This is a genomic window from Veillonella sp., from assembly GCF_018364065.1.
In the GTDB taxonomy this organism is placed as follows: domain Bacteria; phylum Bacillota; class Negativicutes; order Veillonellales; family Veillonellaceae; genus Veillonella_A.
Genome location: NZ_JAGZMO010000004.1, coordinates 227,215 through 243,162, shown reverse-complemented (window position 1 = coordinate 243,162; position 15,948 = coordinate 227,215). Strand labels below are relative to the sequence as shown.

Here is a 15,948-nt window from a genome sequence, read left to right as displayed (position 1 = left end):
CTAACTGTTATGTTTAACTATTATTTCTGATTTCTATTTTATTACCCTTCTCCAGGAGATGTTATATTATGATGCGTTTTAACGGAAAGTTTCCTAAATTAGATGCGAAAAGCCATGTTATGCCCGGTGCTCAACTAATCGGCGATGTGGAACTCAAAGAGTATGCGTCCGTTTGGTTTAATGTGGTAGCCCGCGGTGATATCAACAGAATTGAAATCGGCCGCTACACCAATGTACAGGACAACGCCGTACTTCACGTTGATTCCGACAAAGCCTGTGTACTCGGCGACTACGTTACGGTAGGCCATTCCGCCATCGTACACGCTTCCACTGTGGAAGACAATGTGCTCATCGGCATGGGCTCCGTCGTACTGAGCGGCTGTCACATCGGCACGGGTTCCATTATTGCTGCGGGAGCCGTTGTGTTGGAAAATACAACCATTCCTCCATACTCCTTAGTTGTAGGCTGCCCTGCTAAAGTAATTCGCACCGACGAATCACAAAAAGACCGCATTCACAGCCAGGCCTTAAAATACAAACAACTTTGGACTGAAAAATACGGCTTCCTCCATAAACCGGACGGGGAAACATACGACGGTTCAGAAATCGTGTAATAAAATAAAACGGATGATGAGTTCTTCTCACCATCCGTTTTTTATTTATATCCATTAAGCTTTATCTAGTCCATAGCGATAACTACTTCACCATCGGCCAAACTCTTCTTCACATCAATGATGCGCTGATTTTTTGAACCTCTAAAGCGAAGACTTGGATCTTTCAAGGCATCTTCAAAGCGGCCGTCCACTAAAATATCGCATTGTTCAAGCAGTTCTTTTTTACCGGGGCAACTGATTAATTGATCCCAAGTATAGCCGGAATAGGCCCAAATATCCTTATCCGGTGCAGCGGCTCGAACAGCCTTCACCACATCCAGGAGACCCTCTACATTCTGAAACGGCTCACCGCCCAGTAAAGTAAGCCCCGCTACATTCGGATCGGTCACATAGGATACAACCGTTTCCGTTTCTTTATCTGTCCAAGGCTTCCCTGCTGTTGGATCCTGGTACTCTTCATTAAAACAGTTAAAACATTTATGGGTACAACCGGTTACAAATATGGATGTGCGAATGCCGGAGCCATTTGCAATATCGTATTTGCGAATTTGTCCATAATTCATTGTCTTCGCCTCCAAAAGTTCATCATTTATATACTACTTCTATAAAATAATCACATTGCTTTAAAACTTACAAGCTCTATAAGCCTTATATACTATCTCTATAAAAACACATATTGTTATAAAATCTACACCCTATAAAAGCTCTGTCTCTATTAAAATTACAATCCATATAAGCTCTATAAGATAAAATAACAGGCCATGGTAACATGACCTGTTATTTATTTGTAATAAATTTGTTACAATGCGTAAGTATATTACATACTAAATGTGCATTACGCGGTCTTTAATTTCCTTAGTGCGGCCTTCGTTCCAGAAGTTTTCACCTAAGTAACCGCAAGTACGGCGGATAACTGTCAATTTGTCGCGGTCTTTGTTGTGGCAACGAGGGCATTCCCACTGGTTGTCGTCGTTAACCTTGATTTCACCGTCAAAACCGCACACATGGCAGTAGTCGGATTTAGTATTGAATTCCGCATAGGAAATGTGATCGTAAATGTACTTAATCATTGTCATTACGGCCGGAATGTTATTCGTCATGTTTGGAATTTCCGCATAGGAAATGCAACCGCCGGTCGATTTTTTCTGGAATTCCGATTCGAACGAGAATTTGTCGAATACGTTAATTTCTTCTCGTACGTTTACATGGTAACTGTTAGTGTAATAGCCTTTATCGGTAATATCTTCGATTTCACCGAAACGAGCACGGTCGATGGAGCTGAAGCGGTTTGTCAAGCTTTCAGCAGGTGTGCCGTAGAGGGCAAAGCCCATGTTGTGGCGTTTTTTCCAAGTGTCGATTGCCTGGTTCAAACGATCCATAACCTTCATGGCAAATACACGGCCTTTTTCGCCAGTATTGGATTCACCGGTAATCAGCTTAGTCGCTTCGTACATACCGATATAGCCCATGGAAATCGTTGCATAGCCACCCTTTAAGAATTTGCCGATAGGTTCGCCTTTTTTCAAACGAGCAATAGCACCATGCTGCCAATGAATTGGAGATACATCGCTGGTTACGTCTTTTAACAAATTGTAACGAAGCAATAACGCTTTTTCTACCAAATCAAGGCGTTTATCTAAAATTTCAAAGAAACGTTCTTCGCTGTGACGGGCTAAAATACCAATTTGAGGCAAGTTCAAGCTTACTACGCCCATATTGAAGCGACCGTCAAATACATATTCGCCCTTTTCGTTTTTCCAAGGAGACAAGAACGCACGGCAACCCATAGGACTGAATACGTTGCCTTCGTAATTTTCCTTCATTTTCTTAGCGGAAATATAGTCAGGGTACATGCGTTTTGCCGTACATTGTGCAGCCAACTCAGTCAAATAATAATATGGTGCATCAGGGTGAATATTGTGTTCATCCAATACATAAATTAACTTAGGGAACGCCGGCGTAATGTAAACATCCGCTTCGTTCTTAACGCCCTGAATACGCTGTTTCAAGATTTCTTCGTCAATAAGAGCCGCTTCTTTTGCATATTCGCTGTTAGGGTCGAAATGCATGAACAAGGTAACGAAAGGAGCCTGACCGTTTGTAGTCATCAAGGTGTTAATCTGGTACTGAATCGTCTGAATACCGTCCTTAACTTCTTTGCGCGTACGTTTCCACGCAATCTCCTTCGCCTTTTCCATATTCGGCTTCATGCCGTAAATTTCAACCTGTTCTTCCAATACATTGGCCAATAATTTGTCGTAAGACTTACGAACAAATGGCGCCAAAATACGGTCGATACCATTGATGCTCTGACCGCCGTACTGGCCGGAAGCTACTTGCGCGATAATCTGAGTCGTTACTGTACAAGCTACCTGGAAAGACTTCGGTGTGTCGATTTTCTTGCCGTTGATTACGGTTCCGTTCGTCAACATATCTTCCAAGTTGATTAAGCAGCAGTTGAACATAGGCTGAATAATATAATCCATGTCGTGGAAGTGAATAGCACCGCTGTCATGGGCCTGCACGATGTCTGCAGGAATCAATTTACGACGGGCAATATCTTTGCTCACTTCACCGGCGATCAAGTCGCGCTGTGTAGAAACAATAGCGGCGTCCTTATTGGAGTTTTCATCTAAAATTGCTACATTGCTACGGTCCAACAAGCCGAATACATCTTCGTCAGTTGTATTTACCTTGCGCTTGAAGCTCTGAACAGCCTTATAGTTTTCATACGCTCTGGCGGTAGCCGGGTTATGGTATTGAATCAATTTGTAGTATACCTGATCTTCAATGGCATAAATTGTCATTGTTTTGTGCAGACTTAATGCATATTCTTCGATTTCATCGGCAATGCGATCTGCAAGACCTTCTTCGTAAAGACCGGTACTACTGTTCATAGCTTTTTCGATAGCTATGGAAATCTTTGATTTATCGAAAGGCACTTTTTGGCCATCTCGTTTAATTACCTCTAACACGACTATTCCTCCTAAGTATTTTAATCTTTATTTCGCCCTACTTACATCTTGATTGGTCGCCGTTTATCGTTTCCCTGATTGTATATAAACCGGTCAACCTATACAAGTTGTAGTATAGCGACTAGAAAAAAGGACCAATAATAGTCGAAAAAAATATGTGACGCATCCGGTCACACTCGCTACATGTCTCCATATATCGGCCTTTTTCCCTATGTGTGAAAAAAAATATTGTATAATTAACTTCTTGTTAATTATACAATATCTAGTAGAGCATTTCAATAAATTATACTATATATAATATGCATTATGTTATTTTATTTTTTCACTTGACTTAAATAGAATGCAGTCAGAACCGCTCTATTTACCTTCGAAGCACCGGTTAAAGGCAATTTCCTTAACCAGAAAAAGTGCTTTGGACACTCTTTTGCCTGTAAACGTTCGTGGACAGCCCGTATAACAGCTTCCTTTGCCTCAGCATATATTTCGCATTTCAAGGAGTTAATATCCGATTCATCCACAATATGTTCATCTTCAACGAAGAAATTAGAAGAATTCTCTTCGTTAGTCTCTTTTATTCTGATTTTCTCATCAGGCACTATAAAGGCCACCGGCTGCTCACCGCGCAAGTCATCCTTCACCCCCAGCACGACCACATCAGCTATACCGGGAACGCATAATAGTTGAGATTCTAAATACGGAAGGGATAATTTATAACCGCCCCGATTAATAATCGCATCATTGCGCCCTCTAAACAACAGGCGGCCGCTTTCTGTAAACGCCCCCAAGTCCCCCACTGTAAAGGGCCGGCTGATTCCCTCAATACCATATGGTGTATCTACAACAATCCGATTGTCTCTGTCAAGACTCACCGCAACACCTTTAAAGGCATAGCCCACCGTATCCGGTTCTCGAAGCCACTCTTCAAACGTACAATATGTGATATAGTTCAATTCACTGGCTCCATAGTACAAAATACAGGTCGTATGAGGTTGGAGCTTTTTCAGCCCCAAAACCAGCTTATAATCCAGTAACTGCGATCCTGTAAAAATAACCTGCAAGTCCGGCAAGGTTTCATGCAATACAGGTAAGAGCATGCGCAACTTCGTAGGCAACAAATATATATGAGTCACTTGATGGAGCCTTAACAGTTCCACCCATCGCCGCGGCGACATATAACGCGCGATAATCGCCGTACCGCCGGCATATAAAGTAGACAGTACACTATTTAAGTTCCCTGTAAAACTCATGCTGCCATGTACGAATAATACAGACTCCTTATCGGTAAGGAATACGCGATTTTGCTCGTCAAAAAAATCAGACCACGTACTTAGATTGCGCCAAAGCACTTTAGGTAAACCCGTAGTGCCGGATGTAAGAACGCCAAAAGAAGCCTTCTCCGGAATAATATGTTCCTGTTCAGCTACATCGTCCAGGGCATACTTCTTGCAAAGTTGCGCCGTACGCACTTCACTCAGATCTGCATGACAGAGCAAAGGCCGTGATTGATTGTATATAGCATTGAGCCAGCTTATAAGCTGTGTCTCAATGTTCTCCGTTTTGATAAAACAAACGGTGCCTTTCATACTGACCCCGTCTGTATCACAACCGGCATCCATGGGTGCTGTCACACATTCCCACAATTGACCGTATGTTATTTTTTTATCTTCAATCACTAAGGCAGTCTTCTGTGGCTGCGTTTTTCCATAGTCTGCCAAAGCATGAAACAATCTGTCCGCCATCGAAATTCCTTCCCATCTTGCACTTGTAAGTAAACCATCCGTTTACCAATAAATTATCTTCTTACTGCCGCTCCAATAAAATAGCCGTGCCCATACCGCCCGCCCCGGCCACGGCCGCTACCCCATAGCGTCCGTTTCTTTGTTCCAAGGCTGACATGAGGTGAAGTACATTCATGGCCCCGGAACAACCGTACGGATGGCCGTAAGCTAAACCTCCGCCAAGGCTATTGTATTTTTCCATATGGTCGCCATAATTGCGTTCGAACAGCACATCAATAACCGCAAACGCTTCGTTCCATTCCACCGCATCAATTGCATCCATAGACAGATTATTCTTTTCCAATAAAGCCTCTGTACTGCGCCACGCCCCTTCAGGGCTATAGCGCGGATCACCGCTCCAAATTAAGGTATCCACAATACGGAACGGTCCCGGTGTAAGGCTGAGTCCAACAAAAGCCGCCCCGTCATGAGTAAAACAAGTATTCCCTGCAGTCAGCAAATGACTGCCTTCCAAAATAAAAGGCATGCGGTTTAACAGTTTGCTGCTTATTCTTGCTCGAATACTCTCATCGACGAATTGTTTGTCCAGCACTTTATCCACCGATGTTTGAGATGACAAATTCTCTCTTAATAACGGCGCCAATCGGGATTTTAAAGTCTGTTCCTCCACTATGACTGAATGTAAAACGTCTTTTTCTTTTGCCTCTGCCGCCAGCGTGTGACTGCGCAGTGCATGACGGTCCAATTCACTTTTCGTCATACTATAACGGAGTCCTACCGCTTCCGCCCCTTCAATCATAGTGTATGCACTATTTGTGTGCGGTGAAAACTGCGCCACCATATAGGAGCCATCACGGGAGTCTCGTTCGTCGTACGTGCGGAGCGGTTGCAAAGAACTGCTCTCTATTCCGCCGGCCAATATATATTCCGCCTGACCACTCAATAGAGCCCGGTATCCCTGGATAATCGCCAAGCCGCCGGAAGCACATTGCATATCTAGTGTATAAGCCGGTGTCTTCATCCCGTAAGACGAATACAGCGACATAAGACGCCCTATATTACCGCCGGTGCCTACAGCATTACCGCAAATAATCTCGTCCGCCTTATACTCGCGCTCAAAAAGCTCGTTTAGCAGCGCCGCCCCCAACAATTCGGGCCGTATGTATTTGTATTGTCCGTTATAAACACCAATGGGCGTCCTGAGGCCGCCCATAGTGTAAACTTGTGCAGTTGTATTCATTTAATCACCACAATATTCTGACTGTTCATATGATTAATCACTACAATATTCTGACCGCTCATGCGATTAAATTTTGGCTTTAACTAACGGTACACTGATCCATGCCGCTACAAAACATTTTACAATATCCAATGGAATGAATGGCAAGGAGAATGTCATAAAGGCCTGAGTAAATGATAAGTTACTGTATATCATACCGCCGGCCATGCCCATTAAATGTGTAACAGGAATAGTAATCAGCGCAGCACGAATAAAATAAGAAAGGACCTTATTGGGACCTTTAAATATGCTGAGCAATGTGTACGCAATCGGGAAACTCCAGATAAAACCGCCTGTAGGACCGAACAGCTTGGCAAAGCCGCTGGTGCCCCCAATGTAAATAGGCACACCAACAGCGCCTAACAGTACATACACACAGAGCGTAATAAACGCCTGCTTTGGCGGCAATAAAAAGCCGATAAGGCAGAACACGATAGTCAATGCCGTTACCATCCCCGGAACTAAAGGTAACGGAAATGAAAGATATGCTGAAATACCACATAAGGCTACCAATAAAGCCATTTTCGTAAGATCGCGAGTTGTCAAAATAAACACTCCTAACTAATTCACCTAAATACCTATATACATTTTTACGTCTTTGATTCTATAATTCTTAGTTTCCCTGCAGGCTCTAAATTATTCAGAACGTACTTAGTCGCTTTTAATCACTCTTAAATAAACTTAAACGTTCTACCTGCCCCTTACATCCATTTAACCATAAACACTGTACGGCCCTGCACAAGGCCGTGCAAGTTATATCGCCCGGTCGGTTGTTCAACCAGCTCTACGACTTCGTCTGCATATACGGGCAACTTAAACCGCATGTAAATGTCTGTAGGCATGTGATTTCTGCCATGAAGCCACTCCATAAGTCCTTCCAACAAGAGACAGCCCGGTACAATGGGATGAGTTGTGCGATGAATGGGGTTTTCATCGTTCACAGACCGGACAAACTGAAGGATTTGAGACGCATTGTATTGTAAACCGTTCGCGTCCACTGTTTCAGTCACTTCTTTACGTGGAGTACTGCTATATGGAGTATCACCGCTATATGGGCTATATGAGGTGTTGCTGCTATATGAAGTATCACCGGTACATGGAGCATCACTGCTATATAGAGCTCCACTTTGGCTTTCACGCTCTGTCGCTTCACACACTTTATGAGACATCGTCACCAACTCAACCAGTTCCATACCATGTTCTACCGCTTGTAAAGTAAAGGCTCGTTTCGAGTTCCCTTCTTCAAAATTCTGCGCGGCGGCAGGAACAAGCTCTGTCGATTCGGAGAGCTGTTTCCAATGTAAGGATCCGATAACTACATTCTTTGGACAATCGGGATATGACGCTATTATCTTTTTAAACAATTGTCGTAATTCCGTCATAAGTCCTCCTGCGGTAATGTAAGCGAATAACCTAAATACAGGTGTTTACAGTTTAAATCTCCCTGCTTGTAAAGGCAGTTTTCTTTAACATGTAACCTGCCTGATCTGGCTATTTTCATTTGGAAACATGACTTGATTATATAGAACTCCTTTCTATTTGTCAACTTAGTTAAATTTATAGGTTAACAAAAAAGACTTTGAAGAAAGATGTGAAAAAACGCAGCCGTTTCATCATCAAACTTCAAAGTCTTCTTTAATATTCAGTTATTTTTTGTAATAGGTCGATTAAGATCTCACCAATTTTTATACAGCTCCACTGCAATGGATGTTAGGTTCATTTATAAACGTCCTTGCAGCGAATGTCCGGACTATTTATGTACTTCGCTCTGCAGGTCATGGGCCAATTCAAGGATATACTCCTTAAAATCCTCACCCACTAATGGAGAGCGTAAGCCGTATTCCACGGTAGCCTGCAAATACCCTAAGCGGTCGCCAATATCATAGCGTCGACCTTCGTAGTTATAGGCATAAATATCGCAGTTCAAACGGGCCAACGCATCAGTAAGCTGGATTTCATTACCGGCCCCTTGTGGCGTTTTCTCTAAAATATCAAAGATTTCCGGATCCAAAATGTAGCGTCCCAACACGGCCAAGTTGGACGGTGCCAAATGACGGCTTGGTTTTTCTACCAGACCTTCCACTTTATATAAATTATCCTCAATCAGCTTGCCTGATACAATGCCGTAGGAGCTTACTTTTTCAGACGATACATATTGAGCGCCCAAAATCGTGCCGCCCCGTTCGTTGTACACGTCCATAAGTTGCTTTAAGCAAGGATTATCCGGATTGTACACTACATCATCGCCAAGCAGTACTGCAAACGGTTCATTGCCGATAAACGCTTTTGCACAGAGCACCGCATCACCTAAGCCGCGAGGCGCTTTCTGGCGAATGAAGTGAACGCGAATATTGGCCAGCGAGCGAACCATATCGAGCTGCGTCTTCTTTCCCTGCTGCTGCAATAACTGTTCCAGCTCAACACTGGTATCAAAATGGTCTTCAATGGCGCGCTTGTTGCGCCCTGTAATAATCAGAATCTCTTCAATACCCGACGCGAGCGCTTCTTCCACGATATACTGGATGGCCGGTGTATCTACGATAGGAAGCATTTCCTTTGGCTGCGCCTTTGTGGCCGGTAAAAAACGTGTACCGAAACCGGCTGCCGGTATTACTGCTTTTCTTACTGTTTTCATGATGAGCCTCTTTTCAATGTGCTATACCATTACATTCCCTAATTTATGTAATCACATAAGACAAACCTGCCGCAAAAAGAGGCAGGTTTCTCTATTAGAAGTCCTTAGCTACAACTGTGTAAGACCATTTTTTCTGTTTTGACTGATAGGTTAACCAACCTTCAAAGGAGTGCATATCACGATACCATGTGTAATCCACATAGCGAAGCTCGCCACTTTCCACATCACGTTGCAAATTGACGCTGATTCGATCGAGACGTGTCAATTGATACGACACACCGGTTGATAAGTTATGTAAAACATCTACACGGTCAAATGGATATGGCGAATTATGCTTAGGATCAATATTATGCTGACGATAGTTAGCCCATGCTGTCAACTTGCTATTAATACGCCAGCTATTATTCACACCCCAATATGGCATACTGCGCGTTAAGTCATTGTACCCATAATGGTCGCGTTGATATCCTATATAGAAACGTGTATTTACATTTTTTAGCGGGTGAACCGTATCATGGCTTAACTCACCTTTAATCATATTGTGACTGCCGCTGATATAGTCTTCTTTCCAATGACCGATATTCGCTTCACCACGCACGGTAAATGGTGTATCGCCAACATGGTATGTATTCGTATAAACGGAGAATTCCGGTTTCTTTTTAACCCATACAGTACGGGCGTTTAAAGTAGAAGACTCACGACTTACACCGAAGCGCATACCGCCCCAAGGGAAGTAATGACGATAACCGTAACTTGGCTTAAAGCCTTCCTTCGTCATCCATTGGTAATTGTAATACAGTTCTCCATTTTCTCCGATAGGATAATCAATATTACCTTTTAAGCCGAAGCCGTCATCACTGGTATACGATGGTCTTGGAATAATACTGAAGGTGTTAAATTTGCTTTTATCACGGCGCAAAGAGACTACATAGCGCTTCATGCTCAAAATTTGACCATTTTTAATATATAGTCTTGCATCATTTACAATGGCTTTATCGCCCGGATATACCTCAATGGTAGAACCTTCAATACGATAGTCAGGCACACCTTTAAAAGCCATGGCATGCTCGGTTGTAAGCCAGCCATTGGTAATAAGGCCTGTATTCCCGTCAAAATCTGCGTGTTCCGCCTTCACATAGTAAGGCGCCACAAAGCCGATTACATCAGGTACAGACATGGCATTAGTGCCACTATTGAATTGTAAATCACTACCGGTAATATTTTTAGTAGCCCCTTTATCCTCTAAAAAGCGGAACGGACCTTCCGTTGTATAGTCCTGTGTTTTACTATTGCCCAATAACTTTTCGGAGAACATCTCCCGATTCCCCTGCCGGGCTTCCACTTTGCCCACAGCGACCACATTGCCTGTTAAGTCGCTATAGTACATACTGTCCGCATCAATGCGAATCGGCAATGTACTCGGATCCTGTGCAACTTGTACCTTGCCTCGGCGCACTACTTGAACAGGCGGATTCAGTATATCCGCACTGTACATAGTCACCGCCGTACTCTGACTTTTACTGTCAGCTTCAGCCTGACGATTGATCTCGTTGTAACGAGCTTCAGAAGCTGTCTGAGTGGACAAAGAATTTGCCGTACTCAGCGCATCAGTTGTATTCTGTTCAGTCCCGTCGGCAGCCTGCACACCTATAAGGGGCATTAACATCAAAGCCGCACCTAAAGCATATGTCGCTTTTTTCCTTACCATTTACTAATACCTCATTTATTGCTTAGATTAGCTCCGCTTAACTACAATAATCGGCTGAGCCGGTGCTGTTGCTGCGGAGGAACTCTCCTCTTCTTCCTGAACAGTGCTTTCTGTATTGTCTGCACTGTTATCTGTTGTATCTTCTTCTACTGAACTTTCTTCTACAGTCTGTTCGGAACTGTCATCGGAAACCGTGGACGTATGGTCAGCGGCATCATCAGCCGGAACCAATGTTACGGATTCGTCAGAATTACCTAATTCATAGTCGTCATAATTAGAGCTGCTTACGCCGCTGTTATTCGTATGAGCGAGCCCGTCACCACCGATAACGATGCCCTGTACAGTAACAGCTTCCTGCGGCTGTACATACACTAAAGAACCTACAGGCAATTCGATATTTTTTCCTTTTACGAAGAAACCGCCCACAATACCGACAGGTCCGAGAAGTACGGCACCGGCTACGGAAGCACCGGCCGCTTTCAATTCCTGTTTAGTTCGTTCTTTTGCTTCTTCACCTTGAATAGCTGTGAAAGAACCGCCATCCAACGTTGGAACCTTATCGAACACCATATCTAATTTGCCACTTCGACCGAAGGAAGAAGCCGATTTGATTTCAGAAATATGACCTTCCCCGACTGTACCGGCAGGAACGAGAAGTACATTACCGTCCATAATATCGTCCGCTACGGTAAAGGAGAATGTGTCACCTAATTTATTGGTTTTTGAAGAAATTGGCGTGTTCAATGTTATGGAGAATACGTCAGTACTGCTTACAGTCCCCACCTGAGAAGTCAATTTCAACGGTTGTCCGTTAATTGTTTTGTTGAGAGACTGAATACGGCTTTCCAACGAACCGGTGGCAATGCGGCCGTTCACGCTGCGTTCCAAGTGCTCGATGCGGGATATTAAAGAACCGGAGCCCACTTTATTCTGGTAAGACCATTCCAACATGGCCAATTGTTGCTGTACAGATACTTTACCCTGTTTATTGCCTTCAATAGAGCTGTATAAAGAGTCTACACGAGATGTTAAAGTGCCATCTCCCTGTTTACCATATACAGTCTGGCCGATCTGATCAACGCGGTCCACAAGAGCGCCTACTTGAACGGATCCATAAATAGTGGTTTCCAATGCATCTGTTTTTTCTAATACAGTTTCAGGAGCAGCCCAAACTTGTCCGGAAAACAAAGCTGCTACCGCTAACAGTACGACTTGTTTCTTCATATATCCTCCACAACTACATTAAAACTTAACGTCAATAATTGCTGATACCCCTACACCTTGAATACGAGTAGCATTTACAGGGTTTGTGCTGTCAATTGGCACCAAGCCTTTTACACGCGCCACATTATTGAAGCTTGCTTCAAGCTGTGCTACCGCCTGAACGCGTTCGACTTCTGATGCAGGGCCGGTTACCTGAGCGGCACCGATGTAGCCGTTATTACCAACGCTGACAATTGGAACTACTTTAGTTGTGTAAGTAGTGCTCAAATTGTTCTGGCTTAATAATTTGTTCAAGAAGTCATTGATTTGATCGCCGAAGCGGTCAACCAAAATACCTACACCGCCGATTTTTAAAATACTGCCCAAGCTGAACGCCTGTGTAGTTGCTACCATGCCGGTAGAAAATGTAAGTGATGCAACCAATGCGACTGCTAATAGTTTCTTTTTCATATGTATGTCCTCCCTTTAGAGCGTCTGACATATTCAATCTTAATCAAATATAAGGCTCTGGCTCTCAAGCAAAATACGAGCTACAGGCTCATTACATTTACACTAAATTATACCATACATAAGTCATTTTGTCCTTATAAAACAGGCTTTTCAACGAAAAAGAAGCTCTTCATACGTCCGTCATTCTCTTTCCTCAATATTTCAGAGAAATGACGTTGTGCAAAGAGCTTCTTTTATTATTATGAAGAATTTTCTTCAATAAGCAGCAAGGCTATGTGAAATTGTATTTCACGTTTTGTAGAAATTCCAAATCCGTTTTATTGTGGTAACGTGTTTACCTGACCAAGCACATCGCCGGCAGCTCTGATTTTCTGTTCATTGCCCATAACGCTGATGTGTTTGTCACCCATAACGGCTTCAACCAAATCGGCCAGACGACGAATATCTTCCGGACGAGTTGCGATAACTTCTTCACGGAATTTTTCAGCGGCCGCTTCGTTATTTTCACCGAAGTACAAGCCCATAGCGCGAGGTCCGCGCAATGCAGGTGTCATTGGAATATCCAAGCCGCTCATAGTACCGATAATATATTTGCGCATTTCACGGTCGGACAATTCAAAATTACGCAAGAATTGAGCCAATTCTTCGTACACATTCAATGTTTCAGTCAAGTTAGGATCGCGATAGCTGCAAAGTACCATGTTGCCGTTGTTGTAGAAGTTGGCAAAGGCGCCGTACGCACCGCCCTGAACGCGGATGCGGGTCCACAAGTATTCGTAACGCAAAATCGTAGCCAATACACTCATAGGTCCTTCGTATTTGAAACCGTGGTCCTTGAAGTTACCGCCCTGCGCTACATACTGAACCTTGCCGGCTGTAACGATACCTTCGTTTTCGTAAGTCTTCGTCATCTTCAACTGGCCGGTTGCATATTCTTCGTGAGACCAGGATGTAAGAGCTTCAGCTATTTGAGGCTTGAATACTTCGTATTCCGCTTTTTCGCCAACGAACATGATGTCCACATTATTGGCGCGGAAGATTTTACGAGCTACAGCAACTAATTTTTCAGGTAACTGTGCCAAGGCTTCTTTATCTTTCAAAAGATCCGCCAATTGTTTGAAGTATGTTAAGCCGTCCGCATCACGGAATTTGCCAATATCGGAAACCTGCGCCATAACGCGGTTAGAAACGATAGTATGACCGCGACGGAATGCATCGGTATCCCAAATCGTTTTCGATTCGTTTACAAGTTCTGTAAGACGAGCTGTATCCGCATAAGACGTAGCTGTTACCAACTCAGTGATGATGCGTGTTACATCGGCCAATTTGGCATGCAATGCTTTGGCGCGTACCACCATAAGCGGTACAAAGGCCTGACGTTCATTGTACTTAGGCAAGCCCACCACTTCAGCGCTGAAACCGCCCAAGTTCAAGTTAATATCTTTAGCAATATCTTCATAGGTGCGTTTTTCTGTATTTACACGGGCCAACACTTCGCTGATTAAGTTTGCGTAGAATAATTCATCTTCAGTGAGGCTGTCCAAATTGAAGTAGAAAGCCAAGTAGTTAATGCCTTTTGCATTCGTAGGCACAAAGTGAAGACGAGCGGCATCAACCGGTTCATCGTAGCGGTCAATATGCTCTACTTTTGGAGACAAATCGGACAATTCCAACAATGGAATCGTATGAAGCGCTTCTTCTGTGTCCGGTGCAGCTTGACGTGCTTTCAGACGTTTTGTTTCTTCAATAATTGTTTCAATTTCTTTCTTGGACATGTCGGCTTTCAATGTTTGAAGCTTTTCACGTTCCGCTTTTTCTTTCTGTTCCTGCAAGCCTTTTTCAGGATAGATGGAAACCAATGCTTTGTGAGTGTTTTCTAAAATGCACTGGCGAATCAATGTTTCGAAGTAATCCCCTTCCAAGCCTTTGCGGATGGCGGCCAACGCGCCGTCGTAGCGAAGTACTTCGATAGGATCTTTATCGTAAATCCACTGGTCCATTACACGAATGCCGTATGCAAGGCCGATTGGACGACCGCCGAAATCAGCTTCGCGAAGAGCGAATTCTGTAATGTTTAAAGACGCTTCCAACAAAGTCTTATCCAAGCCTTCTGTTACCATGCGGGATAATTCACTTTCCACGATGGACTGCAGACGAGCCTGTTCTTTCATTTCAGAACCGGTTACGGAAATATTCCAGATTGGCTGACGCAAGCTGTCTAAATAGTAGCCGCTAATGTCACTGCCGATACCGGCTTTAACCAACGCCTCTTTAAGAGGGGCCGCCGGCGAAGTTAATAAAGCATGAGTCAGAATTTCGAAAGCCAAATTCTTTTCCACATTCATTTCAGGCATTACATAAGTAAGAGCATGCATTGTTTTGCCCGCTTCATCTTCTTCGGAGCCGATGCCGTAAGCATAGGAAGCCACTTTGCCTTCTCCGAACGGAGCCTGCAATGCGATGGAAGAATCTACGGTAATAGCGTCAAAGTTCGACAAGTATTCTTCATCGATGAACTGTAACTGTTCTTCAATGTTCATTTTGCCATAAAGGAACATGTAGCTGTTGGACGGATGATAATAATTGTGATAGAACTCTTTAAATCCTTCATAGGTTAAATCTGTAATATTATCAGGATTACCGCCGGAATCAACACCATAGGTTGTGTCAGGGAATAATTCAGCCATCATGTGCGTATCTAAAATAGAATCCGCCGAAGAGTATACACCCTTCATTTCATTGTAAACAACGCCTTTGTAAATTAAGTCGTCGTCCATAGATTCCAATTCATAATGCCAGCCTTCCTGCATAACGATTTCCTTGTCGTTGGCTACGCGAGGATAGAATACGGCATCCAAATATACGTCCATCAAGTTGTGGAAGTCTTTGTCATTTTTAGACGCTACCGGATACATAGTTTTGTCCGGATAAGTCATGGCATTTAAGAATGTGTTCAAAGAGCCTTTTACCAATTCAACGAATGGCTCTTTCAACGGGAACTTGCGGGAGCCGCAAAGTACGGAGTGTTCCAAAATATGGGCCACACCGGTGCTGTCTTTAGGCGGTGTTCTGAAGGACACGGAGAACACTTTATTGTTGTCGTCCGCATCAATATATAACAGGCGTGCGCCTGATTTTTCATGTTTCAGTAAATACGCTTCGCTATTGAGCTCTGCCACAAATTCTACGCGTTCCACGCGAAATCCATGGTACATTTCATTTACTTTCATATAACTCTTCCTTTCAAACAAATTTATTTAATCGGCTAAAATGACGTAAATTTATCATCGAATTAGCACATATGTTAATATTGTCACTATTTAA

Annotated in this window: 12 protein-coding genes; 1 reads left to right on the top strand and 11 read right to left on the bottom strand. The window is 43.5% G+C overall.

Annotated elements, in window-relative coordinates; all coding sequences use genetic code 11:
- Window positions 1–68: 68 nt before the first annotated feature.
- The gene (locus tag KHZ77_RS06000) at window positions 69–614 is read left to right on the top strand and encodes a gamma carbonic anhydrase family protein (RefSeq protein ID WP_295196687.1); all 546 of its coding nucleotides are present in this window, start codon (window positions 69–71) and stop codon (window positions 612–614) included.
- A gap of 65 nt (window positions 615–679) precedes the next feature.
- On the opposite strand, the gene nrdG is transcribed toward KHZ77_RS06000, so the two are convergent.
- The 11 genes from nrdG to KHZ77_RS05945 form a co-directional block, all read right to left on the bottom strand.
- Complete coding sequence (nrdG, locus tag KHZ77_RS05995; RefSeq protein WP_295196684.1) at window positions 680–1,177, bottom strand: anaerobic ribonucleoside-triphosphate reductase activating protein; 498 nt, start codon at window positions 1,175–1,177, stop codon at window positions 680–682.
- A 261-nt stretch (window positions 1,178–1,438) separates the two neighbouring features.
- The gene (gene nrdD, locus KHZ77_RS05990; RefSeq protein WP_295196681.1) at window positions 1,439–3,589 is read right to left on the bottom strand and encodes an anaerobic ribonucleoside-triphosphate reductase; all 2,151 of its coding nucleotides are present in this window, start codon (window positions 3,587–3,589) and stop codon (window positions 1,439–1,441) included.
- A 314-nt stretch (window positions 3,590–3,903) separates the two neighbouring features.
- Window positions 3,904–5,328 (bottom strand): AMP-binding protein, encoded by a 1,425-nt coding sequence (locus KHZ77_RS05985; RefSeq protein WP_295196678.1) that lies wholly within the window; start codon window positions 5,326–5,328, stop codon window positions 3,904–3,906.
- A 61-nt stretch (window positions 5,329–5,389) separates the two neighbouring features.
- Window positions 5,390–6,568: a thiolase family protein gene (locus KHZ77_RS05980; protein ID WP_295196675.1), complete on the bottom strand. Its 1,179-nt coding sequence runs from the start codon at window positions 6,566–6,568 to the stop codon at window positions 5,390–5,392.
- Between the two features lie 66 nt (window positions 6,569–6,634).
- Window positions 6,635–7,153: a biotin transporter BioY gene (locus tag KHZ77_RS05975; protein WP_295196673.1), complete on the bottom strand. Its 519-nt coding sequence runs from the start codon at window positions 7,151–7,153 to the stop codon at window positions 6,635–6,637.
- 155 nt (window positions 7,154–7,308) lie between these two features.
- Window positions 7,309–7,989 carry a hypothetical protein gene (locus KHZ77_RS05970; RefSeq protein ID WP_295196670.1) on the bottom strand — a complete coding sequence of 227 codons (681 nt, stop codon included), beginning with the start codon at window positions 7,987–7,989 and terminating at the stop codon, window positions 7,309–7,311.
- Window positions 7,990–8,357: 368 nt separating this feature from the next.
- The gene (galU, locus tag KHZ77_RS05965) at window positions 8,358–9,242 is read right to left on the bottom strand and encodes a UTP--glucose-1-phosphate uridylyltransferase GalU (protein ID WP_295196667.1); all 885 of its coding nucleotides are present in this window, start codon (window positions 9,240–9,242) and stop codon (window positions 8,358–8,360) included.
- 94 nt (window positions 9,243–9,336) lie between these two features.
- The gene (locus KHZ77_RS05960) at window positions 9,337–10,950 is read right to left on the bottom strand and encodes an OstA-like domain protein (protein WP_295196665.1); all 1,614 of its coding nucleotides are present in this window, start codon (window positions 10,948–10,950) and stop codon (window positions 9,337–9,339) included.
- Between the two features lie 27 nt (window positions 10,951–10,977).
- A complete protein-coding gene (locus KHZ77_RS05955; RefSeq protein WP_295196663.1) occupies window positions 10,978–12,174 on the bottom strand; it encodes a hypothetical protein in 1,197 nt (398 codons plus the stop codon).
- A gap of 18 nt (window positions 12,175–12,192) precedes the next feature.
- On the bottom strand, window positions 12,193–12,624 hold the full coding sequence (locus KHZ77_RS05950) for a hypothetical protein (protein WP_295196660.1): 432 nt from the start codon (window positions 12,622–12,624) through the stop codon (window positions 12,193–12,195).
- 317 nt (window positions 12,625–12,941) lie between these two features.
- The gene (locus KHZ77_RS05945; RefSeq protein WP_295196657.1) at window positions 12,942–15,854 is read right to left on the bottom strand and encodes an insulinase family protein; all 2,913 of its coding nucleotides are present in this window, start codon (window positions 15,852–15,854) and stop codon (window positions 12,942–12,944) included.
- Between the last annotated feature and the right edge of the window lie 94 nt (window positions 15,855–15,948).

What these genes read in the sequence shown, in the direction of transcription:
- KHZ77_RS06000 (WP_295196687.1), top strand. Translation starts at nt 69, where the DNA reads ATGATGCGTTTTAACGGAAAGTTTCCTAAATTAGATGCGAAAAGCCAT.
- nrdG (WP_295196684.1), bottom strand. Translation starts at nt 1,177, where the DNA reads ATGAATTATGGACAAATTCGCAAATACGATATTGCAAATGGCTCCGGC.
- KHZ77_RS05985 (WP_295196678.1), bottom strand. Translation starts at nt 5,328, where the DNA reads ATGGCGGACAGATTGTTTCATGCTTTGGCAGACTATGGAAAAACGCAG.
- KHZ77_RS05980 (WP_295196675.1), bottom strand. Translation starts at nt 6,568, where the DNA reads ATGAATACAACTGCACAAGTTTACACTATGGGCGGCCTCAGGACGCCC.
- KHZ77_RS05970 (WP_295196670.1), bottom strand. Translation starts at nt 7,989, where the DNA reads ATGACGGAATTACGACAATTGTTTAAAAAGATAATAGCGTCATATCCC.
- galU (WP_295196667.1), bottom strand. Translation starts at nt 9,242, where the DNA reads ATGAAAACAGTAAGAAAAGCAGTAATACCGGCAGCCGGTTTCGGTACA.
- KHZ77_RS05960 (WP_295196665.1), bottom strand. Translation starts at nt 10,950, where the DNA reads ATGGTAAGGAAAAAAGCGACATATGCTTTAGGTGCGGCTTTGATGTTA.
- KHZ77_RS05955 (WP_295196663.1), bottom strand. Translation starts at nt 12,174, where the DNA reads ATGAAGAAACAAGTCGTACTGTTAGCGGTAGCAGCTTTGTTTTCCGGA.
- KHZ77_RS05950 (WP_295196660.1), bottom strand. Translation starts at nt 12,624, where the DNA reads ATGAAAAAGAAACTATTAGCAGTCGCATTGGTTGCATCACTTACATTT.
- KHZ77_RS05945 (WP_295196657.1), bottom strand. Translation starts at nt 15,854, where the DNA reads ATGAAAGTAAATGAAATGTACCATGGATTTCGCGTGGAACGCGTAGAA.